The sequence below is a fragment of the Streptomyces sp. NPDC034103 genome (assembly GCF_055575395.1).
The window spans coordinates 146,862-168,408 of the sequence record NZ_JBVISS010000003.1; the positions used below are offsets into that span (position 1 = coordinate 146,862).

General features: G+C 68.7%; 25 protein-coding genes, 1 tRNA gene and 2 pseudogenes. 9 read left to right on the forward strand and 19 right to left on the reverse strand.

The annotated features are described in order from the left end of the window. Nucleotides 1-23 precede the first annotated feature (23 nt). Nucleotides 24-491, reverse strand: a complete 468-nt coding sequence (locus ACZ56U_RS06790) for a RidA family protein (protein WP_469082973.1) — start codon at nucleotides 489-491, stop codon at nucleotides 24-26. Further along, nucleotides 488-646 carry a DUF4177 domain-containing protein gene (locus ACZ56U_RS06795; RefSeq protein WP_003967454.1) on the reverse strand — a complete coding sequence of 53 codons (159 nt, stop codon included), beginning with the start codon at nucleotides 644-646 and terminating at the stop codon, nucleotides 488-490. Before ACZ56U_RS06795 ends, ACZ56U_RS06790 begins: the two co-directional genes overlap by 4 nt. Nucleotides 647-775: 129 nt before the next feature. Here ACZ56U_RS06795 and bagA point away from each other — a divergent pair, with 129 nt between their 5' ends. Then, a complete protein-coding gene (bagA, locus tag ACZ56U_RS06800) occupies nucleotides 776-1,753 on the forward strand; it encodes an ATPase BagA (protein ID WP_469082974.1) in 978 nt (325 codons plus the stop codon). Next, complete coding sequence (gene bagB, locus ACZ56U_RS06805; RefSeq protein WP_469082975.1) at nucleotides 1,750-3,075, forward strand: ATPase BagB; 1,326 nt, start codon at nucleotides 1,750-1,752, stop codon at nucleotides 3,073-3,075. Before bagA ends, bagB begins: the two co-directional genes overlap by 4 nt. A gap of 248 nt (nucleotides 3,076-3,323) precedes the next feature. Here the strand turns inward: bagB and wblA are convergent, their stop codons facing one another. Beyond that, nucleotides 3,324-3,662 carry a transcriptional regulator WblA gene (gene wblA / locus ACZ56U_RS06810; RefSeq protein ID WP_391241848.1) on the reverse strand — a complete coding sequence of 113 codons (339 nt, stop codon included), beginning with the start codon at nucleotides 3,660-3,662 and terminating at the stop codon, nucleotides 3,324-3,326. A 473-nt stretch (nucleotides 3,663-4,135) separates the two neighbouring features. Here wblA and ACZ56U_RS06815 point away from each other — a divergent pair, with 473 nt between their 5' ends. Continuing rightward, entirely contained in the window at nucleotides 4,136-6,451 is a 2,316-nt protein-coding gene (locus ACZ56U_RS06815; RefSeq protein ID WP_469082976.1) for a transglycosylase domain-containing protein, read from the forward strand. 166 nt (nucleotides 6,452-6,617) lie between these two features. Here the strand turns inward: ACZ56U_RS06815 and ACZ56U_RS06820 are convergent, their stop codons facing one another. Continuing rightward, nucleotides 6,618-7,085 carry a GatB/YqeY domain-containing protein gene (locus ACZ56U_RS06820; protein WP_469082977.1) on the reverse strand — a complete coding sequence of 156 codons (468 nt, stop codon included), beginning with the start codon at nucleotides 7,083-7,085 and terminating at the stop codon, nucleotides 6,618-6,620. Nucleotides 7,086-7,205: 120 nt separating this feature from the next. Between ACZ56U_RS06820 and ACZ56U_RS06825 the strand changes: the two genes are divergently transcribed. From ACZ56U_RS06825 to ACZ56U_RS06835, 3 genes are all read left to right on the forward strand, one after another. Then, nucleotides 7,206-8,132, forward strand: a complete 927-nt coding sequence (locus ACZ56U_RS06825) for a metallophosphoesterase (RefSeq protein ID WP_469082978.1) — start codon at nucleotides 7,206-7,208, stop codon at nucleotides 8,130-8,132. A gap of 274 nt (nucleotides 8,133-8,406) precedes the next feature. After that, nucleotides 8,407-9,204, forward strand: coding sequence for a Pr6Pr family membrane protein (locus ACZ56U_RS06830; RefSeq protein WP_469082979.1), 798 nt, complete (start codon nucleotides 8,407-8,409; stop codon nucleotides 9,202-9,204). 42 nt (nucleotides 9,205-9,246) lie between these two features. After that, nucleotides 9,247-9,320: transfer RNA gene (locus tag ACZ56U_RS06835), tRNA-Pro, on the forward strand. A 79-nt stretch (nucleotides 9,321-9,399) separates the two neighbouring features. Here ACZ56U_RS06835 and ACZ56U_RS06840 read toward each other — a convergent pair. From ACZ56U_RS06840 to ACZ56U_RS06910, 15 genes and pseudogenes are all read right to left on the reverse strand, one after another. Further along, a pseudogene (locus ACZ56U_RS06840) lies at nucleotides 9,400-10,564 on the reverse strand (site-specific integrase). Next, nucleotides 10,564-10,752, reverse strand: a complete 189-nt coding sequence (locus ACZ56U_RS06845) for a helix-turn-helix domain-containing protein (protein WP_469082980.1) — start codon at nucleotides 10,750-10,752, stop codon at nucleotides 10,564-10,566. The pseudogene ACZ56U_RS06840 and the gene ACZ56U_RS06845 overlap by 1 nt, the downstream one beginning before the upstream one ends. Continuing rightward, the gene (gene repSA / locus ACZ56U_RS06850; RefSeq protein ID WP_469083399.1) at nucleotides 10,749-12,113 is read right to left on the reverse strand and encodes a replication initiator protein RepSA; all 1,365 of its coding nucleotides are present in this window, start codon (nucleotides 12,111-12,113) and stop codon (nucleotides 10,749-10,751) included. Before repSA ends, ACZ56U_RS06845 begins: the two co-directional genes overlap by 4 nt. 7 nt (nucleotides 12,114-12,120) lie before the next feature. Next, nucleotides 12,121-12,540 carry an ASCH domain-containing protein gene (locus ACZ56U_RS06855; RefSeq protein WP_469082981.1) on the reverse strand — a complete coding sequence of 140 codons (420 nt, stop codon included), beginning with the start codon at nucleotides 12,538-12,540 and terminating at the stop codon, nucleotides 12,121-12,123. Further along, complete coding sequence (locus ACZ56U_RS06860) at nucleotides 12,537-14,066, reverse strand: DNA cytosine methyltransferase (protein ID WP_469082982.1); 1,530 nt, start codon at nucleotides 14,064-14,066, stop codon at nucleotides 12,537-12,539. Before ACZ56U_RS06860 ends, ACZ56U_RS06855 begins: the two co-directional genes overlap by 4 nt. Next, entirely contained in the window at nucleotides 14,063-14,284 is a 222-nt protein-coding gene (locus tag ACZ56U_RS06865; protein WP_469082983.1) for a hypothetical protein, read from the reverse strand. The genes ACZ56U_RS06860 and ACZ56U_RS06865 overlap by 4 nt, the downstream gene beginning before the upstream one ends. Further along, nucleotides 14,281-14,481: a hypothetical protein gene (locus tag ACZ56U_RS06870; RefSeq protein ID WP_469082984.1), complete on the reverse strand. Its 201-nt coding sequence runs from the start codon at nucleotides 14,479-14,481 to the stop codon at nucleotides 14,281-14,283. The genes ACZ56U_RS06865 and ACZ56U_RS06870 overlap by 4 nt, the downstream gene beginning before the upstream one ends. An 88-nt stretch (nucleotides 14,482-14,569) precedes the next feature. Continuing rightward, nucleotides 14,570-14,884, reverse strand: coding sequence for a SpdD-like protein (locus ACZ56U_RS06875; RefSeq protein WP_469082985.1), 315 nt, complete (start codon nucleotides 14,882-14,884; stop codon nucleotides 14,570-14,572). Nucleotides 14,885-14,896: 12 nt separating this feature from the next. Next, nucleotides 14,897-15,052, reverse strand: coding sequence for a hypothetical protein (locus ACZ56U_RS06880; RefSeq protein ID WP_469082986.1), 156 nt, complete (start codon nucleotides 15,050-15,052; stop codon nucleotides 14,897-14,899). 14 nt (nucleotides 15,053-15,066) lie between these two features. Beyond that, nucleotides 15,067-15,261, reverse strand: a complete 195-nt coding sequence (locus ACZ56U_RS06885) for a mobile element transfer protein (RefSeq protein ID WP_307028664.1) — start codon at nucleotides 15,259-15,261, stop codon at nucleotides 15,067-15,069. A 19-nt stretch (nucleotides 15,262-15,280) separates the two neighbouring features. After that, nucleotides 15,281-15,949, reverse strand: a complete 669-nt coding sequence (locus tag ACZ56U_RS06890; protein ID WP_469082987.1) for a DUF2637 domain-containing protein — start codon at nucleotides 15,947-15,949, stop codon at nucleotides 15,281-15,283. Nucleotides 15,950-16,022: 73 nt separating this feature from the next. After that, on the reverse strand, nucleotides 16,023-16,217 hold the full coding sequence (locus ACZ56U_RS06895; RefSeq protein WP_469082988.1) for a hypothetical protein: 195 nt from the start codon (nucleotides 16,215-16,217) through the stop codon (nucleotides 16,023-16,025). Further along, a complete protein-coding gene (locus tag ACZ56U_RS06900) occupies nucleotides 16,214-16,423 on the reverse strand; it encodes a hypothetical protein (protein WP_469082989.1) in 210 nt (69 codons plus the stop codon). The genes ACZ56U_RS06895 and ACZ56U_RS06900 overlap by 4 nt, the downstream gene beginning before the upstream one ends. Before the next feature lie 82 nt (nucleotides 16,424-16,505). Continuing rightward, on the reverse strand, nucleotides 16,506-17,846 hold the full coding sequence (locus ACZ56U_RS06905; protein WP_469082990.1) for an FtsK/SpoIIIE domain-containing protein: 1,341 nt from the start codon (nucleotides 17,844-17,846) through the stop codon (nucleotides 16,506-16,508). A gap of 5 nt (nucleotides 17,847-17,851) precedes the next feature. Continuing rightward, complete coding sequence (locus tag ACZ56U_RS06910; RefSeq protein WP_361553008.1) at nucleotides 17,852-18,199, reverse strand: SCO3933 family regulatory protein; 348 nt, start codon at nucleotides 18,197-18,199, stop codon at nucleotides 17,852-17,854. Between the two features lie 176 nt (nucleotides 18,200-18,375). On the opposite strand from ACZ56U_RS06910, the gene ACZ56U_RS06915 reads away from it, so the two are divergent. The 3 genes and pseudogenes from ACZ56U_RS06915 to ACZ56U_RS06925 all read left to right on the forward strand — a co-directional run. Then, nucleotides 18,376-18,738 carry a GntR family transcriptional regulator gene (locus ACZ56U_RS06915; protein WP_469082991.1) on the forward strand — a complete coding sequence of 121 codons (363 nt, stop codon included), beginning with the start codon at nucleotides 18,376-18,378 and terminating at the stop codon, nucleotides 18,736-18,738. A 284-nt stretch (nucleotides 18,739-19,022) separates the two neighbouring features. Beyond that, entirely contained in the window at nucleotides 19,023-20,126 is a 1,104-nt protein-coding gene (locus ACZ56U_RS06920) for an XRE family transcriptional regulator (protein WP_469082992.1), read from the forward strand. A 1,152-nt stretch (nucleotides 20,127-21,278) separates the two neighbouring features. Beyond that, nucleotides 21,279-21,476, forward strand: a pseudogene (locus ACZ56U_RS06925) (hypothetical protein); the annotation flags it as partial. Between the last annotated feature and the right edge of the window lie 71 nt (nucleotides 21,477-21,547).

Sequence of the window (21,547 nt, forward strand, 5' to 3'; positions counted from 1 at the left end):
CCGGTGGTGGGGCCACCCATCGGCTACTCGCCGGTCAGCTCCACCTGGACCTCGACCTCCACCGGCGCGTCCAGCGGCAGCACCGCCACGCCGACCGCGCTGCGCGCGTGGACGCCCTTGTCGCCGAGGACCTCGCCGAGCAGCTCACTCGCGCCGTTGATGACACCCGGCTGGCCGGTGAAGTCCGACGCCGACGCCACGAAGCCCACGACCTTCACCACGCGCTTGACGCGGTCCAGGTCACCGGCGACCGACTTGACGGCCGCCAGCGCGTTCAGGGCACACGTGCGTGCCAGCTCCTTGGCCTCCTCCGGGGTGACCTCCGCGCCCACCTTGCCGGTGACCGGGAGCTTGCCCTCGACCATCGGCAGCTGGCCGGAGGTGTACACGTACACGCCCGACCGCACGGCCGGCTGGTACGCGGCCAGCGGCGGCACGACCTCCGGCAGCGTCAGACCGAGCTCGGCGAGCTTCGCCTCGACCGCGCTCACGCCTTCTCCCGCTTGAGGTAGGCCACCAGCTGCTCGGGGTTGTTCGGCCCGGGCACGACCTGGACGAGCTCCCAGCCGTCCTCGCCCCAGGTGTCCAGAATCTGCTTCGTGGCATGGACGAGCAGCGGCACGGTTGCGTATTCCCACTTGGTCATGCGGCCGACTTTAGCCGCTGGCCGCGCCCCGGCCCCGCCCCTGGGGGTCCGGGGGCCACCCCGTTGGGAAAAGCGCGTTATCCACAGCCTGACGCTTGCGGGACGCACCGACTGGTTACGCTCGAATACGTGAGCAGGCTCCAGGTCGTCAGTGGCAAGGGCGGAACCGGTAAGACGACGGTGGCCGCGGCCCTCGCGCTGGCTCTGGCCACCGAGGGGAAGCGCGCGCTTCTCGTCGAGGTCGAGGGCCGCCAGGGCATCGCACAGCTCTTCGAGACGGAGGCATTGCCCTATGAGGAACGCAAGATCGCGGTCGCTCCCGGCGGCGGGGAGGTGTACGCCCTCGCCATCGACCCCGAACTGGCCCTTCTGGACTACCTCCAGATGTTCTACAAACTCGGTGGAGCCGGCCGCGCCCTGAAGAAGCTCGGCGCCATCGACTTCGCCACCACCATCGCGCCGGGTCTCCGGGACGTCCTGCTGACCGGCAAGGCGTGCGAGGCGGTGCGCCGCAAGGAGAAGTCGGGGCGGTTCGCCTACGACTACGTCGTGATGGACGCACCCCCCACCGGACGCATCACCCGCTTCCTGAACGTCAACGACGAGGTGGCGGGCCTGGCGAAGATCGGGCCGATACACAATCAGGCGCAGGCCGTCATGCGGGTGCTGAAGTCGTCGGAGACGGCCGTGCACCTGGTGACCCTGCTGGAGGAGATGCCCGTCCAGGAGACCGCGGACGGCATCGCCGAGCTGCGGGCGGCGAAGCTGCCGGTGGGGCGGGTCATCGTGAACATGGTGCGCCCGGAGGTGTTGGACGCGGCCGAGCTGGAACTCGTACGGGGCACCACACGTTCCTCCTTCGCGCAGGCGCTGTCGGCCGCCGGGCTCGGCGGGGCGCGGCGTGGGGGGCATGCCGAGCGGCTGGTGGACCCGCTCCTGGCGCAGGCCGAGGAGTACGCCGAGCGGTTCGAGCTGGAGCACGAACAGCGCGCGGTCCTCGGCGAGCTGGACCTGCCGCTGCACGAACTGCCGCTGCTCGCCGAGGGCATGGACCTGGCGGGTCTGTACGAACTGGCCACGGAACTGCGGAAGCAGGGAGTCTCATGAGCGCGGACCAGGAACGGCCGCCCCACCGCCTCTCCCCCGCGCGCGTGCTCGAACTCGATCCGCTGCTCGACGATCCGGCGACCCGCATCGTGGTGTGCTGCGGCTCGGGCGGCGTCGGCAAGACCACGACCGCGGCGGCGCTGGGACTCAGGGCGGCGGAGCGCGGCCGCAAGGTGGTCGTGCTCACCATCGACCCGGCCCGCCGGCTCGCCCAGTCCATGGGCATCGACTCCCTGGACAACACCCCGCGCCGGGTGAAGGGCGTCGAGGGCGACGGCGAGCTGCACGCGATGATGCTCGACATGAAGCGCACCTTCGACGAGATCGTCGAGGCGCACGCGGACCCCGAGCGGGCCTCCGCGATCCTCAACAACCCCTTCTACCAGTCGCTTTCGGCGGGCTTCGCGGGCACGCAGGAGTACATGGCGATGGAGAAGCTGGGCCAGCTGCGGGCCCGCGACGAGTGGGACCTCATCGTCGTCGACACCCCGCCGTCCCGGTCGGCGCTGGACTTCCTGGACGCGCCCAAGCGGCTGGGGTCCTTCCTCGACGGCAAGTTGATCCGGCTGCTCACCGCCCCGGCCAAGCTCGGCGGGCGCGCGGGGATGAAGTTCCTGAACGTCGGGATGTCGATGATGACGGGCACGCTCGGCAAGCTGCTCGGCGGTCAGCTCCTGAAGGACGTCCAGACGTTCGTGTCGGCCATGGACTCGATGTTCGGCGGTTTCCGCACCCGCGCGGACGCGACGTACAAGCTGCTCCAGGCGCCCGGCACAGCGTTCCTGGTGGTCGCGGCGCCGGAGCGGGACGCGCTGCGGGAGGCCGCGTACTTCGTGAAGCGGCTGGCCGCGGAGGAGATGCCGCTCGCGGGGCTGGTGCTCAACCGGGTCCACGGCAGCGGCGCCGCCCGGTTGTCGGCCGAGCGGGCCCTCGCCGCCGCGGAAAATCTTGAGGAGCCCCGCATTGTCGATCAGGAGGGCGGGAAAGCTGGAGTTCGTAACTCTCCCGATCCAGACGGCAGTTCAGGTCCCCCCTCGTCCGATCCGGCTTCCGCCGCAGGCTCCCCCGCCGTCGCAGCCTCCGCTTCGGACCCGACCGTCGAACAACTCACCGCAGGCCTGCTGAGGCTGCATGCCGAGCGTATGCGGCTGCTCTCCCGCGAGCAGCGCACGCGTGACCGCTTCACCGCGCTCCACCCCGAGGTGGCGGTGGCAGAGGTGGCCGCGCTGCCCGGCGACGTCCACGACCTCGCGGGGCTGCGGGACATCGGAACCCGGCTCGCAGCCGGCCGCCCGGAGCTGCCCGAGACCACGGACGCGTGACACTGCGGGCGCGTGAGACTGCGGACGCGTGACAGTGCGCCCACCTGGCACCGAGCGCCTGACACTGCGGACGCGTGACGCTGCGCCAGCCTGACACCACGGGCGCCTGGCACCACTGGCGCCTGACACTACGCACACCCGCGACTACGAACGCCGAGACCGGGGCGCCAGAAGGGCGCCTCGACCGCGATCGCGCTGAAGCCCGTGGTGGTCGAGCCGAGAGGGAGGGGCCCGGAGGGGCCTCGCCCTCAGCTCACCGCCGCGTAGTTCTCGTACACCTCGTCATCGTCGAGAGGCAGGATGCCGACCCCTCGCTCGTACTCCGTACGCGCGGTCTCCAAAAGCCGGCGCCAGGATGTCACGGTGGGCCGCCTGCGGAGCAGTGCGCGGCGCTCCCGCTCGGTCATTCCTCCCCACACGCCGAACTCGACGCGGTTGTCGAGCGCGTCGGCGAGGCACTCCGTGCGCACCGGGCATCCGGTGCACACCGCCTTGGCCCTGTTCTGCGCTGCTCCTTGAACGAACAGTTCATCCGGATCGGTAGTGCGGCAGGCCGCCTGCGCACTCCAGTCGACTACCCAGCCCATACCGGCGCCGTCCTCTCCCGAATCGAGGCTCCCCCACGGCGGCAGCGGCATATTCACCGCCGCCAGTTGAGGACGTTACGGAAGGTGGGCACAGCGCAACACCCCCTTCGGGCCCAATCTTGAATGGCCCGAACGGACTATGCGTAAGCGGCAGATCACCCGGGGGAGTGAGCCCGCGACATACGTGATCATCCCGGCAAAGCGGGACAGTTCAGTTGAGTCACAACGGGCACCTGGTGACACACAAGGCGGATTCGGGCACGCCCCCACCAGAAAATCGGGGAAGCTCCGGAACGATTCGGGGTCGCCGGACGTATTGATACGTAGCCGCACTGCTGTGACAGTTGAGAGCAGCTTAGGCCAAGGCCTGCGCGCGTGTCCGGCGAATGAGAAGGTAGGCGCTCACTTCGCCATGCGCTCGAAACGGCCCCGGGACCCGTCGAACGTTCATGAGTACGGATTAGGCTGCCCCCATGTCGAAGAAGCGCTCCGGTGGAGGCCTGTCCCCCACCCAGCAGGCCGCCAAGTTCCTCGGTGTCAGCGTGCTCGCGGGTGCGGTGCTGGCAGGCATCGCGCTGCCGGCCTTCGGTGCGCTCGGACTCGCCGCCAAGGGATCGGTGGAGAGCTTCGACGAGCTCCCGGCCAACCTCAAGACGCCGCCGCTGAGCCAGCGCACCACGATCCTGGACGCCAAGGGCGGCACCATCGCCACGGTGTACTCGCGCGACCGTACAGTGGTCGCGCTCAAGGACATCTCGCCGTACATGCAGAAGGCGATCGTCGCGATCGAGGACTCGCGCTTCTATCAGCACGGCGCGGTGGACCTCAAGGGCGTGCTGCGCGCGCTCAACAAGAACGCGCAGAGCGGCGGAGTCGCCGAGGGCGCCTCCACCCTCACCCAGCAGTACGTGAAGAACGTCTTCGTCGAGGAGGCGGGCGACGACCCGACGAAGGTCGCGCAGGCCACCCAGCAGACCCTCGGCCGCAAGATCAAGGAGCTGAAGTACGCGATCCAGGTCGAGGAGGAGCTCGGCAAGAAGAAGATCCTCGAGAACTACCTGAACATCACGTTCTTCGGCCAGCAGGCCTACGGCGTCGAGGCCGCCGCCCAGCGCTACTTCTCCAAGTCCGCCAAGGACCTCACCCTCGCCCAGTCCGCGCTGCTCGCCGGCATCGTCCAGTCGCCGAGCCGCTACGACCCGATCAACGACGAGGCCGAGGCCACCAAGCGGCGCAACACCGTGCTCCAGCGCATGGCCGAGGTCGGCGACATCTCCCGCGCGGAGGCCGCCAAGGCCCAGGAGGAGAAGCTCGACCTGAAGGTCAGCCGGCCCAAGAACGGCTGCATCACCGCGGTCGACAACGCCGGCTTCTTCTGTGACTACGTGCGCAACGTCTTCCTGAGCGACCCGGTCTTCGGCAAGACCAAGGAGGCCCGGGCCAAGGTCTGGAACCAGGGCGGCCTGACCGTCCGCACGACGCTCGACCCGCAGGCCCAGGATTCCGTCAAGCAGTCGCTGAAGGACCACGTCTACAAGAACGACAAGGTCGCCGCCGCGGCCACCCTCGTCGAGCCCGGCACCGGCAAGATCGTGGCGATGGGCCAGTCGAAGCCGTACGGCACCAACGCCGAGCAGCACGAGACGGTGATCAACTACTCGGTCGGCTACGGCATGGGCGGCTCCAACTACGGCTTCCCGACCGGTTCGACGTTCAAGCCGTTCGTCGCGGCGGCCGCGCTGGAGGAGGGCCGCCCGGCCAACCAGGAGTACTCGTCGCCGTACCAGATGGAGTACCCGAGCCCCGTCCAGACCTGTGAGAGCAAGCCGTGGGTCAACACCAACGGCGAGAAGCTGGAGAACGAGTCGGAGTCGGAGAAGGGCCCCTACCGCCTGCGCAAGGCGATGGAGCTGTCGGTCAACACCTACTTCGTGCAGATGATCTCCGACATCGGCCTGTGCCCCGTGGTCAACATGACCAACAAGCTCCAGGTCGTGCAGGGCAACGGTGACAAGCTGCCCGAGGTGCCCGCGATCGCGCTGGGCTCCAAGGGCATCTCCCCGCTGACGATGGCGACCGCGTACGCCGCCTTCGCCGCCCGCGGCATGTACTGCACGCCGGTCGCCATCGAGTCGATCACGCAGAAGGTCGGCCAGCAGGAGAAGTCGATGGAGGTGCCCAAGTCGACCTGCTCGCGCGCCATGTCCGAGACGACGGCGGACACCATCAACCAGCTTCTCAAGGGCGTGGTCGACTCCGGTACCGGCACGGCGGCGGGCCTCTCCGACCGCGACAACGCCGGTAAGACGGGTACGACGGACTCCCGCAAGAACGCCTGGTTCGTCGGCTACACGCCGAACCTGTCGGGCGCCGTCTGGGTGGGCAGCGCCTCCCAGAAGGTGGAGATGAAGAACATCTACATCGGCGGCGAGTACAACGACCTCGTCTACGGCGGCAGGGTCCCGGGCCCGATCTGGAAGGACGCCATGACCGGCGCCCTCGCGGGCAAGGACTCCCCGCAGTTCAACTTCGTCCAGCTCCCCAACGACAACCCGGACCGCGGCGACGGGAACGGTGACGGCAACGGGGACGGGAACGAGGACGGGGACGGCAACGGAAACGGCAACGGGAACGGGAACGGAGACGGGGACGGGGACAACGGCGACCACGACGGCGGCGGCGGCTCGGACAGCGGCGGCACGGACGGCGGAGCCTTCCCGGACCCGACCTTCTCGATCCCGGAGGGGCTGTTCCAGGGGAACAACGGGAATGGCGGCCGGAATGGCTGAGCTTGAGCGGAGCGCGTAGTGGCGGATCTCTGGAGAGGCTGAGCTCTGGAGAGGCTGATCTCTCATGGCGACGGCCCCTTCACCGACGTACGGATGACTCTGTACGGGGGTGAAGGGGCCGTTTGCTGTGCTGTGGCCGTGCCGTATTGGGGCGGGGCGCGGTGGGTCAGCCGGCCAGCCGCTTCTTCACCACGGCGGCGACACGGCCGCCCTCGGCGAGGCCGGCGACCTTCGGGTTCACGATCTTCATGACGGCACCCATGGCCCGCGGGCCCTCCGCGCCGGCGGCCTTGGCCTCCTCGACGGCCTGGGCGACGATGTCGTTCAGCTCGTCGTCGGACAGCTGCTTGGGCAGGTACTCGGCGAGCACCTCGCCCTCGGCCTTCTCCCGCTCGGCGCTCTCGGCCCGACCACCCTGCGCGAAGGCGTCCGCGGCCTCCCGGCGCTTCTTCGCCTCCTTGGTGATCACCTTGAGGACCTCGTCGTCGGAGAGCTCGCGCTTCTCCTTGCCGGCGACCTCCTCCTTGGTGATCGCGGCCAGCGTCATGCGCAGCGTCGAGGAGCGGAGCTCATCGCGCTCCTTGATCGCGGCGCTGAGGTCTTCCTGGAGCTTCGACTTGAGCGTGGTGGTCATGTGACTGATTCTCGCAGGTGCGCGAGGCCGGACGCCCGTCGATTTCAGGGGGCCTGCTTCAAGGTGCTTCAAGGGACGGCGGGCGACGGGGTACTTGCCGGATCTGACACGATGGGACCCATGCGCGCGCGATACGGAGTACCTCTGTCGGTCGCGGCGGCTGGCGCCGCCGGTCTGGTGTACGCGGCGGGCTTCGAGGCCCGCTCCTTCCGCCTCCGGCGGGTGACGGTCCCCGTCCTGCCCACCGGGATGCGACCGTTGCGCGTCCTTCAGGTCTCCGACATCCACATGGTCGGCGGGCAGCGCAAGAAGCAGCGCTGGCTGCGCTCGCTGGCGGGCCTGCGCCCCGACTTCGTGATCAACACCGGCGACAACCTGTCCGACCCGGAGGGCGTGCCGGAGGTCCTGGACGCGCTGGGCCCGCTGATGGAGTTCCCGGGGGCGTACGTCTTCGGCTCGAACGACTACTACGGACCGAGGCTGCGCAACCCTGCGCGCTATCTGCTGGAGAAGATGAGCGGCCGCCACGGACTGAACGGCAACCCGCCCGCCGTGGGCGTGGTCCACAACCCGTGGGAGGACCTGCGGGACGGTTTCGACGCGGCGGGCTGGCTCAACCTGACCAACACCCGCGGGGTGTTGAAGGTCGAGGGTGTGTCGGTCGAGCTGACCGGCCTGGACGACCCGCACATCAAGCGGGACCGGTACGTGGAGGTGGCCGGCGGGCCGTCGTCCGCGGTGGACTTCTCGATGGGCGTGGTGCACGCGCCGTACCTGCGCGTCCTCGACTCCTACACGGCCGACGGCTACCCGCTTCTCCTCGCCGGCCACACGCACGGCGGGCAGCTGTGCATCCCCTTCTACGGGGCGCTGGTCACCAACTGCGACCTGGACACGGAGCGGGTGAAGGGGCTGTCCACGCACACGGCGGAGGGCCGGACGTCGTACCTGCATGTGTCGGCGGGGTGCGGGACGAACCGGTACACACCGGTACGGTTCGCTTGCCCGCCGGAGGCGACGCTGCTGACGCTGGTGGGGCGGGAGTAGTAGGGATGGCGGTGTCGGGACGGCTGCCGGGACGTCGGGCGCGGCTTCGGGTGGCGGTGTCGGGGCGGCTGCCGGGGCGTCGGGCGAGGCTCCGGGTGGCGGTGTCGGGGCGGCTGCCGGGACGTCGGGCGAGGCTCCGGGTGGCGTCGGCGGAGCGTTGAGGATGTCGGCGGGCGCCGTGGGTGTTGATGGGCACTGTGGACTTCGGCGGGTGGGTTAACCCGCACGGCTCGCCCGTATCGCCCTATTTGCCCGATCTGCTTAGCGTGAGGGCATGACCGCCCCGATACCCAGGGACATCCCGGACCTTCCCGCGATCCCGGGCATGCCCGCACTGCTGCCCTCCCCCGTCCCCGCCACGGCGGTGGTGGCCCCGGTGCGCCGCCCCCTGACGGCGACGTACCGCCTGCTGGTCGCCCTCGTGGCCGCTGCGGCCGTGACGATCGACCTGATCCTCGGCAGCCCGACCCGAGTGCTGAGCTACTTCACGATCCAGAGCACCGTCCTGCTGGCGCTGGTCTTCGTCGCGTCGGCGAAACGGGCGTGGTCGGCACGCCGCCCGCTGCCGGCGGCGCTGACGGGCGCGACGCTGCTGTACGTCCTGATCACCGGCTCGGTGTACCACCTGCTGCTGGCCGACGCGGCGAACCCGTTCTCGATGACAGGCGGCGCGACGGCCCCCACGGGCTGGCAGTCCCTGGCGAACCACGTCCTGCACACGGCGGTCCCCATCGCGGCGGTCGTGGACTGGCTGCTCCTGACCGCCCCCGGCCGCCTCCACCTCCGCCAGGCGGCGACCTGGCTCCTGTACCCCATGGCCTACCTGGCCTTCTCCTTCACCCGAGGCGAACTGCTCCTGCCCGGGACTCCGGGCCGCTATCTCTACCCCTTCCTGGACGTGGACCTGCACGGCTACAAGACCATCCTCGGCAACGCCCTCCTCCTCGGCCTCGCCTTCTACGCCCTCGCCGTCCTCCTCGTCGCCCTCGACCACGCCCGCCCCAACCCGATCCGCCACCGCGCCCACCACCTCCCCAAAACCGGATTTCGTCTCCAGCCACCAGTGGGCTAAAGTAAACGTCGTCGCCGCGACAAGCAGGACAAGCAGCGACATCGGGGTGTAGCGCAGCTTGGCAGCGCGCTTCGTTCGGGACGAAGAGGTCGTGGGTTCAAATCCCGCCACCCCGACAGCCAAAACAGCAGGTGAGGCACCTACGGATTTCCGTAGGTGCCTCACCTGTTTCTGCGTGCGTGTATATCTGCGTGACTATCCCTTTGGGCCCCGGTTGAAGATGCCGTCCATGACCACCGCGCCTGTCTGGATCACGGGCCGGATCTGCTTCCGGTAGACCTCCTCAGTGACCGCCGTCCCGGAGTGTCCGACGAGCCGGGAGATCTCCTCCAGCGGGACGCCCCGGTCGGACAGCAGCGACACGAAGCTGTGCCGGAGCTCCCGAGGCGTCCACTCGGAAGCGTCGACCCCGTCGACATCCTTGAGCGCCTGACGGAAGGCGCGGCGGACGTTGGCGGCGTCGAGCGGCTTGCCGACGGCCGAGGAGAAGACGAGGCCGTGTTGCTCCCAGTCGTCACCGGCGGCGAGCCGATCCCATCCCTGGTCTTCGAACTGCTGCCAGAGCTTCGACGCAGCGCGCCGGCAGGGCGAGCGTGCGCCGGGATTTGCGGGTCTTGGTGTCCCCGCTCCGCCTGACAGACCGCCAGACGGCGATGTGCGGAGGCTGGGGCGGGTCGAACTCGGGACGGCCCTTCAGGAACACGTGATCCCAGGTGAGGGCACGCAGTTCTTCGGTACGGGCCCCAGTCAACAGCGCGACGACGATGTACGAGTACATCGAGGTTCCTTCGGCCCCTTTGAGGACTGCCTCCGCCTGGGCGAAGGTGAGCGCCTTGGACGGGCGCCCAGCCTGCCCCTGGGGTACCGAGCAGAGCTCGACGACGTTGCGCTTCACCTTGTCTCGCGCCATGGCCCGCTTGACCGAGCGGTTCAGGCAGGAGTGGAGGCCCTGGAGTGTGCGCGTGCTCAGGCTCTTTGCCTTGGTGGCCAGCCAGCGGTCTACGCCCTCCGCACTTAGGTCACGGAGCTTGCGAGCGCCGAGCGCGGGGAGGACGTGCTTCTGGCTCATAAGGGTTGCGGTCTCGACGGTGCTGGGGTCGAGGCCGGCCAGGCCGTACGTGAGCCAGTCCGTCACCGCGTCCTTGACCGTGTAGTTGGTGGGCGCGATGGCGAGACCGTCTTCGTGGTCCCGCAACACCTCCTTGAGCTTGTTCTTCGCTTCCGTCTTGGTCTTGCCACTCCCCCGCTTCACGATTCGCTTGCCGCTGGGGTCGAAGCCGAGGTTCGCCGTGGCGATCCAACGCTGTCTCTTCTCATCCCAGTGCAGACCGCCGTCACCGCGGCTACGGCGCTTCGTCATCAGGCCGCTTCCGCAATCCGCGCACGGATGTAGTCCTGGACCGCGCTCTCTGGGATGCGCCGTGCACGCCCCTCCGTGATTGAGACCAGGCGCCTCGTACGGATGAGGTCGTAGACCTTGGTCCGGCTGAGCTTGAGCCGCGCCATGACCTCAGGAACGGTCAGTAGTACGGCACTTGCTGTGGTCATGCTGCGGCTCCTTCCAATACGAAGTGATCTCGGAGAGCTTCACGGGCGGTTTCGCGGTTGAGTGCGAGGTCGTGGGCGATGGTGGCGGCGAGGGCGGATTCGCCGGGGGTGTGGCCGTGGCCGGCGTAGTGCCAGTCGGCGAGGACGAGGACGGTGTCCGGCTCGATCTCGTCGAGGCCGAGGGCGGCGCGTTCTTGGGTGGCGCGGTAGTCGGCTCGGGTCTGGCGCAGTGCGCCGAGGGTGGTGGAGTAGCGGCGGGATTTGGAGCTGAAGTGGCCGCGGAAGCCGAGCATGTGGGCCCAGGCCCAGAGTCGGCGGTCGGGATACAGCTTGTCGAGGTCGCGGCAGGCGGTGATCAGGCGGCGGGCGTGGTCGGGCACGTGGTGGCGGTCGAGTTCGGCGAGTTCGCCAATGCGGCGGTCGAGGGTGCCGGTGTTTTCGGCGGCTTTGGTGGCGTACTTGGCGACGTAGGAGGCGACGGCCTGTTCGGTCAGCTCGGAGTCGTCACCGAAGGCCTTGACTGGGCGGATATCGAGCTGTCGGCCCCACTGGAAGGCGCGGGCGGGTTGGTCACCGGCCGAGGGGAGGCTGACGGCCGTGTAGGAGTGCCGGGCGGCGGCGCGGATGGCATCGGTCAGCAGGTCCACGCTCGCCCAGGAGGGCGAGGTGTCTTCGGGGCCGTCGGGTCCGTCGAGGCGGATCACCGCGTGGAAGTGGATCGCGCCGCGTTTCTGGAACTCTGCGACCTTGCCGTAGGAGAGGCGGCAGGCCTCTTTGAGTTCGCGCTGGGAGAGGCCGGCGCGGGCGGCGATCTCGCGGCGCAGCCGGTTGGTGAAGCGCTGCCACAACTCGCCCGCGTGATTGTTGAACAGCACGGCGCCCGCGTAGTCGTAGCGGTCCGGATCCAGCGGGGTACCGAGGGCGGGATCGTCGTCGTGGTGGTGGCGTCCGCAGCGGCAGCGCGCGTGATCGGGCTGATTGTGGACGGGCCCGAACGAGGGGGCGGTGAGGGTGGCGAAGACCCGGGGGTGGTCGCGGACGGTGCTGGGGATGTTGCGGTCGGGTGCTCCGGCGAGTCCGGCGCGGATGAGGTGGTAGGTGTCGCCGGCGTAGGTCCAGGCGCACGAGGGACAGCGGGAGGCACGCCGGTTGCCGCAGGCGACGCGCAGCCGCTTCCCGGGCTCTGTGGCGGTGCTGTAGTGGTGCAGGACCTGACCGGTGTGCTTGTCGGTGTGGGTGGTCCAGCCCTGTAGGTGGATGGGGTCGGCACAGCCACCAGTGCGCTGAATCTGGTGTTGCCAGCGCTCGAAGTCGGGGGCCGAGGCCACCCGCAACAGATCATTGAGGGTGACCGGGTCCATCTGGAAGTCAGGCACGGGCGGCCTCCCGCACCAGGTCGAGCAGGGCGGGGGCGGGGGTCCACAGGCCGCGCGCGCCGGGCCAGGAGACCGGGCGGGTCAGGCGGTGGACGTCGGCGAGGTGCCAGTGCCACTGTCCGGGCGCGGACCACAGAGTGCACATGCCGTCGTCGGCATGGCAGTCGTCCAGGCGGGCCCAGCCCAGGACGGCGCCGATGGGTTGCGGGCGGTTGAGGAAGGGGCGGGCCATGACCGCGTACTTGGCGGCGGGGTCGGTGGTGGTGCCGGCGTGGAGGAGGATCCAGCCCCGGTAGTCGGTGGCCCAGCGGCGGTTTTCGATCCGCTTGGTGCCGTACGCGATGCAGGACGCCCATGGCTGCCACAGGGTCAGAGCCCGTACCTCGGGACGCTCAGGGGTGGTGGTCGTCACAGCACCTCCAGGAGGGCGGAGGCGATCCACTGGGCGACGTTCGCGGGCACGGCGTTGCCTGCCTGTTTGGTCTGCTCGCCCCCGTGGCCGAGGACGGTGTAGTCGTCGGTGAAGCGTTGGGCGCGCAGGTGTTCGCGCGGGGAGAGCATCCGGAAGTAGCAGTCCTCGACCGCGAGTTCCGACGGGATGATGTCGGTGCCGAGGACGAGTCCGGCGGATTCGCGGGTGGCGATGGTGTGCAGCGGCGCGACGGTGGTGGTCGGTCCGCCCTTGCGGTAGGGGATCACCAGGCCGTGGTGGTTGCCCCCGGCGGTGATCGAGGCCAGGGGGTCGTGGATGGCGCGGGTGGTGGAGCCGCCGCCGCGATGTTCGGTGATGAACGGGCCGGGCACCAACAGTGCTTCGCTCTCGCGCGTCGTGCGGGTACGCATCGGTGCAGTGACAGTGGCCGCTGTCGTGTTCCAGCTCCCGCCCACCGGAACGAGCATGGGAGGTACCGCAAGCCCGTCACCGATGCGGACCGTACGAGTCGGGAGCGGGGAGGCATGGGCGGGGTAGGCGCGGCCGTCGTGCTGGTCGGAGTGGTTGACCGTGACCATGGTCGGAACCCGGTGCTTGGCCAGCCCGAGACGGATCTTCCGCAGCGTGGACGCGGCGAGCGGGCGCATGCCGAGGGTGTCGCGGTCGCCGATGCGGGTGCCGGGGTCGGCCCAGTTGATCGCGGTCGCGGCGGGGCGGACGTACGGTTCGATGACCTGGTGGCGGCAGGCCTGGTTGGGGCAGCGGAAGTCGTACTGCTGGCGGTACTTGCCGATCGTGTGCGGGCGCTTGGTCTTGCGGTTGATCCGCCAGGACTGCACGGCTAAGACATCGGCCTCGCAGCTCGGGCACCAGGCCGGCGGCCGTACGTCGAGGTTGGGGGCGCGCATCTCGCGGCGGGTGAAGACGATGAAGATGCGGTCCCGCCACTGCGGAGCATGGTCGTTGCCGTCGTCGCCGATGTGAGCGGCGGTGACGGAGACGATCTGGTGGCGGAAGCCGAGGATCTCCATGCCGTGCAGCCACCAGGAGAACAGCGGCCAGGCGGTGGCGAAGCGGGGCACGTTCTCACACACCACCGCGTCGAAGTGGTGCACCTCAGCCGCGCGGAGGATGTCGTACGCCGTTGCTCGAGTACGCTCCCAGGCCGCATCGGCGATCGGCCCCTCTTCGAACAGGTCCAACTGCCCCGCGGTTGGGGCGGGCTTGGGACGGGACACCCCGTCGGCGGGGCTTCCTTCGGTGCAGATCGGGGAGCCGACCAGGACGCGGGCTTTGGGCAGGCGCCGCATGTCGTAGTGGTCGAGATCCACGCAGAGGTGTTCGGCCTCGGGGAAGTTCGCGGCGTGGGTCTCCACCGCGCGGTTCCAGTGGTTGGCGCCCAGAACCACGTCGAAGCCGGCCCGGCGGAAGCCGTCGGAGTCTCCCCCGGCTCCGCAGAACAGATGGATAGACGTCGGGCGGGAAGTCGCGGACAGCCGGGTCATCGCGCACCCGCCAGGGAGTCCAGGGATCCGGCGGCTTCGGTCGCTGCCGCAGCCAGCCTGCGCAGGGCCTCGGAGGTGCCGGGGCGGGCGATCAGTGCGATCTCGACGGAGTCACCCTCGATGCGAAGGCTGACGAAGGGGTTCGTGCGGTCCGCAAAGGGGGTGACGCGGCAGCGGGTGTCCGGCTCGATGTGGGCCGAGGTGGTGACAGTCTTCATGCCGCCACCTCCACATCCGCAGCGGTGAGCCGGGGGCGCAGGGGCACGGTGCCGCTGCCGTGGCAGGTGCCGCAGTCGACGTGGAGCAGGACGCGGGAGCCGTCGCGGTGGCGGATGCCGGAGGGTATGGCGGCGGTGGCGAAGCCGTCGCAGTCCGGGCAGATCCGCACGCGCGTGATCGGGTTGGGACCGGGCATGATGGAGGTTCCTTCCGGTTGAGAGATCGGACAGGGACGGCGCCCGGAGCGGACGAGACTTGGCGGTTGAGGCCGCTCCGGGGGCCGGTCAGCGTCGGGTGTCGCTCGCGAGGATCGAGCGGATGACCAGGGCGCAGATGGCGAGCGAGGCGCCGGTGATGGCGACCGCGAGCAGCATCGAGACCAGCACGGCGCCGACGACGAGCACGACGGCGGTACCGGCTCCGGCCACGGCGACGACGGCGCCGGGGGTGAGCTGGACCGTGGGTCGCGAGGGGACCGGAGCCGCCGGGACGGGCGTCGGGGTCGGGGTGCCGGGGGTGATGCTGGTCGGCTGGATGACGGCGGGCGGCGTACTCAGCCCGGTCGGGGTCGGGTTGACCGGGACCTTGGGTCGGATCATGGCGGGGTCTCCCTACTTGGTTGCGGTGTCGATGGCGGGGGCGAGGAAGCTGTCGGCGAGGAGGTAGCCGCCGAGCAGCAGGACCAGGACGAGCCACCAGGGCGGGCGGATGAGCTTGACGCCGACCACGCCCAGGCAGAAGAGGAAGAACCACAGCGGCACGGACATCGCGCGATCTCCTTTCAGCGGACGGGGCAGACGTGGCCGCGCGCGGCGACGGAGGCGGCCTCGAAGGAGTCGTAGGCGGAGGACCAGCCGCAGTCCTCGGACTCGCAGGCGGCGACGTACTTCATCTCGCCGGTGCGTCGGTCGGGTCCGCCGCCGATGTGGGTGGTGCCGACCCGGTGCAGCTCGTTCCAGATCTGGTACAAGCCCATGGGTGAACTTCCTTTCTTCTCAGATGAGTTGGGCGGCGATGGCGTCGGCCATGGGGGCGGGGACGCCGAGGCGGGCGCGCAGGGTGTCGGTGTCGATCGGGGCACCGGTGCGGGCCGCGTGGTCGGCGGCGACCTTGCGGGCGTGGTCGACCAGAGCGGCCGGAACCGGCATGGCGGTAGCGGGTGCCGAGTCGGCGGCGGGCAGAGCCGGAGGTTCCTCGGTCACCGGCACCGTTGTCGGGGCCGGAGCAGGGATGGGTTCGCGCTCGATGTCGAGGACCTCTGGGGCGGCAGGCGAAGTGGTGTTGGTCGTGTCGGTGGTGGTGCGGTCGGGGGCGTGGGCGAGGAGGGTGCCGCCGAGGAAGGCGAGGGCGGGCCAGCCGGCGACGCCGAAGCGCAGCCAGGCGGGCGGGTGGGCAAGGTCGAGGAAGCCGGCGGTGGCGACGTTGGCGCCGAGCGAGGCGATGAGGGCGATCAGGAACCAGCACCAGGCCAGCCGGGACGGGCCGTCCGCACGCAGCCGCCGCCATGCAGCCACCAAGAGCAGGTCGACGGAGACGGGGTAGGCCCAGGCTTTCCAGCCGGTCTGGCCGGCAGCGGCGGCGAGGTCGTGCAGGTGAGCGAAGGACAAGGCACCGGCGATCACGGCCTGTACGAGCACAGCGTCCGGGCGGATCGAGCGAGTCATGGTCTTCACCTCCTTCAAGGAGTTGGGCCAAGGCGGGGCGGGGATCAGGTCCGGCCGCCCCGTCCTGGCGGGTTCAGTCGGTGGCGGCTTCGCCGGAGCCGAGGCAGGCCAGGCACAGGCCGGTCTGCTTGCCAACCAGGCGTTGCTTTCGCCCCACGCGGACCGTGCGGGAGACCTCTCCGGTGCCCTTGCAGGTCCCGCACGGGGCGGGGTCCGGCTTCCGGGCGGTGGTCTTGCGGCGGGTGGGCGTCTTCTTCGCGGCGGTCACGGCCTCCACCCCTCGCCGGGGTACTCGGGGCCCTCGTTCGGGTCATATCCGGGCGGCAGGAAGCCGGGCGGCGGCTCCGGCAGGGACGCGGCCAGCGACGGGCCGACGAGTTCCACGAACAGCAGGTCGCCGCCGGCGTCGGCGTACAGGGCCAGGGAGCCGAGCATCCGCACGGTGCGGGCGAAGTCATCGCAGCGAGGGCACATGGCAGGCTCTCCCTCCTTCAGGCATGGCTCGGGTAGGGATCTGGCGCGAGGGCGGTCGCGCCGACCGTGGAACAGAGGGGTGTCAGGCGGCTTCGGCCACCGCGGGCGCCTCGACGGGCGCGAGGTCGAGCAGCGGGCGGAAGCGGGCCAACTCCGGCAGATCCGGGACCAGATGCGCGTACTTGTTGCAGGCAGACACGGCTTGCCGCATGGTCGTGTGCGGGGTACGGATGCGCACCCACTCGCCGGTCGAGTAGCCGACCACGGCCATACCCCGGCGTTCGTTGGGGATCTGGATCGCAGCGAACACGGCGTGCGGGGAGATGTCCCCGAACGCCATCTTGGCGGTGGACTCGTCGTTGACGCGGTGCACCATCCGGCCGGTGAGCTGGGCACGGAGCATGGTGATGCCGTCGCCGAGCTCGGAGCCGAAGCGCTGACCGTAGATGTCGAGGAAGATGCCGGCCGCACGGCCCAGTTGGGCGAGGCGGACCAGGGCCTTGACGATGCGGTCGCGGCGCGGGTCGTTCTTCTTCGTGCTCAGCGCGAGTTCGGCGATCTCGTCGATGGTGACCACGATCGGCACCGGCCGCAGGTCTTCGGGCAGGTCCCAGATGTTCGCGGCGATGTCCGCATCCGGGGTGTCCGCGCTGATGCGCTGCTCGCGGCGGATGACGTCGTAGATGACTTCCATCCGGGCGATGAGAGCCTCGAGGAGATCGGCGGCATCGTCGGGGTTATCGACGAGAGCGGAGAACCGGCGTGCGAGCGGGCCCAGTTCGACACCCTTCTTGCAGTCGATACCGACCAACGCGACCGGTTGCGGGGCGAGTTCCTTGATCAGGGTGCGTTGGGTGACGGACTTGCCGGTGCCGATCGCACCGACCGTGATCGAGTGCGGCACTTGGCGGTAGTCGCGGTAGTGCACGCTGCCGTCCTCGACCAGCGCAAGCGGGATCTTCAACAGACCACGCTCAGTCGTCGCGGGCATCTGCACCCGCTTGAGGACGTCATAGCCGGTCAGCGTGACCTCGATGACACCCGGCTTGATCTCACGGGAGCTGACCTGATGGACGCCGAAGGAGTGCCGCAGACGGTCGGAGGCGGCGGCGAACTCGAACGCATCCTGACCGGGCCACAGCCTGATCCGTAGCCGCAGACCGGTGCGGGTCGGGCGGATCCACAGCAGCCGCGGCACCCGCTGCGGCGGAACCGGCTTCTTCATCCAGCGAGCCAGCGCCCGACGCATCCGCGAGGCGGGCATGGTCAGATGGCAGGCCTCCATGACCGAGGCGTACCGCCAGCGCACCCGCACCACGGCGAGGACAATGCCGAAGCTCAGCCAGTACCAGACCGGGCGACGCCACTTCAGCACCAGCGCCAGCGCGACCAGGACCGCTAACGCGATCAGCAGCTTGGTCACGGCGATCAGCCCTTGCCGTTCGAGCCGGCTGGGGTGAGCGTCTTCGCGGCGACCGCGATCGCACGGTAGGAGATGCCGTGCCCGAAGTCGTTCTCCCACGGGCGGGCCACCAGTCCCGGCAGCTCAACCGGCATACCCGGCATGAGGTCGGTCTGGATGCCGTCCTCGGTCACCACGATCGTCACCGCGTCCGGACGGCCGTCCACGATCACAGCGACGTTGACGTTGTAGAGCACCTTGCCCGACTGCTTGTCCACGGCGATCTCGCCGGTCTCCCGGTTCTTGACCTTCTTCTCCGGAACCTGGATCAGCATGACCGTCATCGCGGACGTGTCGACGGGAATCTGACGCATGATTGAACTTCCCTTCGGGGACGAGGAGGGCGGCAGTCTGCTTGGCGGTAGAAGGGCCGCCCTCCAAGCTGTGTGGCCAACCAGCCACGTGACATAGCTTGCTCTAGTACAAACTAGAGCGCAAGGGGCGTGCGCAATAGGACGCACTATTTCGCCCTAGTGGATACGCTTGGCGCATGACCGTTGCCGACCACGACCCGCGCCCGAAGAAGGTCCAGATCGCTGACAAGCTGCGCCGGGAGATCTCGACGCTCCCGAGCGGACACCGGCTGGCATCTCTCCGAGAGATGGCCAGCCGGTTCGACGTCACGAGCGTCACCGTTAACAGCGCGCTGCAGATCCTCATCGATGAGGGACTGATCAAGGCAGTTCCCACGCGCGGGTACTTCGTCCAGTCGTCAACGGTCGGTAACGACGAAGACGAAAAAGCTGACCCTGTGAGCCGAAAAGAGATCAACGCTATCCACTCCGAGCTTCGGCAACTTGCCGCCCGCGTAGCCGAGTTGGAGAAGCAATCAGACAGCGCGGGCAGCTCCTGATGTGTGTTCCACCGTGCGCGCAGAGTGAGGACCCAGCTAGTGACAGCGGCGGTGTCACGAGGGGACAGCTTTGGTGTCACCCGCCTGTCACCCGCCGTGTCACCCGCTTCTGAGGTGCCAGACTCGAAGGAGACATCCCGACGGGAGGGCAGCACATGAGCGACGAACGACCCGCATGGGCGCGACGCATTGCGGCCGAGCGGGTAGCGCGGGGCTGGTCACAAACCGAGGCTGTTGCGGTTCTTCGAGCGCATGCTCCCCAAGAGCTCCCAGCAGGGGCGAGCATGATCCGACAGTGGAAGCGATGGGAGGCTGGCGAGGTCACTCCAAGCGACTTCTACAAGCCGATCATCGCGTCTGCCTTCGGCACCGTGACGCACGCGATCTTCCCCGTTGCCGGACGTCGTGATGGAGACGCCGAGATCGCGACGGCAACTGGCATGGCAACTCTCGACATCATCAGCCGCATGCAGGCTTCCGACGTCGACAACGCCACATTGGACGCTCTACGGATCACGGCTGATCGCCTGTGCTCGGAGTACCCGTACCTTCCTAGCGATCAGCTCGTCCTGGAAGGGCGCGAGTGGCTCAGGCGCGTAGCCGGCCTTCAGTCCCAGCGCCTCACGCTGGCCCAGCACCGAGAGGTGTTGGCGATCTCAGCGTGGCTCGCGCTGCTCGTCGGGTGCGTCGAGTACGACATGGGCGATCGTGCGGCAGCGGAGAGCACACGCCGCGCCGTTCTGTCACTCGCGAACGAGGCCGAGAACACCGAAGTAGCCGGCTGGGCTCACGAGATGCGCGCATGGTTTGCCCTCACCACAGGGGACTACCACGGGATCATCGCTGCCTCGCAGGCCGGGACCGAGATCGCTCCGAGCCATGGCGTCGCCGTTCAGCTTGCGGCGCACGAAGCCAAGGGCTGGGCACGTCTCGGAGATCGCCGTAAGACTGAGGTAGCTCTAGATCGCGGGCGCAAGCTGTTGGAGGGTATGCCCTACCCGGACAACCTTGATCACCACTTTGTGGTGGACCCAGCCAAGTTCGACTTCTACGCGATGGACTGCTACCGGCTGCTTGGCGAAGACGCGCTTGCCGAGACGCTGGCCAACGAAGTGATTCGGGTGGGGACCGACTTCGATGGTGGGGAGAAGGCACCCATGCGTATGGCGGAGGCGAGGGTCACGCTGGGAGTGGTCGCCGCACGGCAAGGTGACCTCGAACAGGCTGTGAACTATGGGGAGTGGGCCCTCAAAGGAGAACGGAAGTCCCTACCGTCGCTTCTCCTGGTCAGCCGGGAGTTGGCGTCGATCGTGAACCGTGACTTCTCCAACGCGACCACAGGGCGGGACTACCTTGACCACCTGAACGTGCTCAGCCGCGCGCACTAGCGCTGATCGCGGTGCGGTAGAACTTTCCCTACTTCATCAAGGCTCGCTGCGCTCGCGGCCGGCCATCCTCAGCTGCGGACGCCGACCGCCCCTGCCTTGGGCCCTGGACCCGGTGACGCGGGTACGCCCGCGGGGAACCGCCGCCGCGATCCGGCCTGGGAGGGGAGAACTCTTCAGCATCCGTAGGGCTGCACAGCGCACGGACACGAGACACCCCATCAAGACCATTAGACCCGGGCAGCCCAACGAAGTCGGGATCGATCCAAGTACCGAGGGCCGCACACACGGGGCGGCGGCGGCCGGCCGCCGCCCCGCTGCCTCCATGCCTCCGTCACCGGCTGCGCGTCGCCGTCCGTCCGTCGCCGCCCTCAGCGGCCAAGAACCAAGCACCGTGCCATGAGGTACAGGGGATTGCCGCACAGCAGGCCAAAGACGCTTTGTGTTACCGAAAAGGCCGGATCGCGGCGACGGTTCCCCGCGGGCTACCTCGCTACCGTGGCCGTTGCCCCGTGGCTGGGGCGGTCGGCTCCACGACTTTAGCCAGCCACTTTGGCGCGAGCCTCGAAGATCATGGCCCCAACGTCGTGCTTTAACGGGCAGGTCCACAGACTGCCCGACTCGCCATGAGCTTACGGGGCCATGATCACTCGCGCCAAAGCAGCTCCCGGCCAAAGTCGCTCCGCCGACCGAGTGCGCGCCTTAACCTGGTCAGGCACTCAATGTCCGCCCCGGCAGTTCTATAGCCTCAACATCTCGTCTTGTACTTGCCGGGAGCATCTTGCGCCCCCCCTCATCTCCTTGGCTCACTAGGGCACCTCCCCCGCCGCGTACCCGCTGATCAGGCCCAGAGACCTCAGGTCAGGCATGGCGCCCCGCCCCTTGGCATCCCAGGCGATGTATCAGCCGCGGCACTCGTTCGTCCGGCGAACGAACAGGCGGGACCAGACGCAGCGTCCGCTGGCAACGATCACGCCGGGATCCATCAAGCGCTCGCATCATCGACGCTCCATTCCAACCGAGCGGCGAGTCCTGCAGATCACTTCCAAGAGTAGATCAAGACCAGCTAGCCTATATCATGACGATGCTGTGCGACCCGGAAGACCCTGACGGCACCTGGAGTCTCCATCAGCCAGTACTACACCATGGAGAACAATGACTCTCGATGTCGCGGCGGGCACACAGCTACGGATCCCGGACCCAGACTATTTCACAGACCTCTCGGCCCTTCCTGCATCACGGACTTCCCTGATTGAGAAGTGGTTCCCAGCTAGGGAGCTCTCGCAACTGATTGCTAAGGACCGGCGCGTACGTGACCCAGCTTACGCTGCTCACCGATGGTGGGCTCGTCGACCGCCAGCTCTCCTTCGAGCTCTTCTCCTGGCTACTGCTCTTCCCGCGGATATAAGTGCGCAGGAGTTCTG